This window comes from Halomonas sp. ND22Bw (genome assembly GCF_003011945.1).
Classification (GTDB): Bacteria; Pseudomonadota; Gammaproteobacteria; order Pseudomonadales; family Halomonadaceae; genus Halomonas; species Halomonas halophila.
Map to the genome: position 1 here is coordinate 1 of NZ_PXWD01000045.1, position 716 is coordinate 716.

Consider the following 716-nt stretch of genomic DNA (forward strand, 5'->3'; position numbering starts at 1 on the left):
CACCGTTCGTCGCTCGCGTCCTGAAAGACGCCGCTGATCGCAGCGTGGTAGCTACACGCGAAAGGATCTTGTCGGGCCGCGAGCAGATCGAAGCTTTGCGAAACAAGCCGGAGAGGAGCCGCTTTGAGAATGTGTTCCTGAGGGTCGCCGACGGCACGCGCCCCGCTCGAAGCGAGTTCGACATGTTCAAATATCGCAAGGTTGCCATCGCCGCGGCCAGCGATCTTCTCGTTCTGACCCTGCCTGATGCGATCTGCTTCATCATCGCCATCGCGCTCCGGGTCGAAATGCCGATAGAATGCCTGCGGACCCTGCGGCGCGACTGCCTGAAGAACCCCGCGAGAGGGTACGTCTCCATTGAATACACAAAGGGACGAGGCGGCCCCCGCGCGAAGATCAAGCGCGAACGCGTGCGTGATGGTGGAATTAATACGCCCGGCGGACTCGTTCGCCTTGCCCTCGAACTATCCCGACCCGCCGCCGAGCGAATGGCCGATCGAGGGGACCCGAATGCGGATTACCTGTGGGTGGGCTTCGTTGCAGCCGGACTGCCGAGCTGGCGGCGGTTCAGCCTTTCTACCCACAACTTCTATGCCGCGATCAGGAGCCTTGGGCTCGTCGACGAAGCGGGCAAGCCGATAACCAAGATCGTTCCCGCCCGGCTAAGGAAGACGGTGAAGCGGGACAATTACTTGCGCCACACAGGCCACCTTCGG

At 61.9% G+C, this 716-nt stretch carries 1 pseudogene; it reads left to right on the top strand.

Features of this window, described 5'->3' with window-relative positions:
• Positions 1–716, top strand: a pseudogene (locus CVH10_RS25675) (hypothetical protein); the annotation flags it as partial.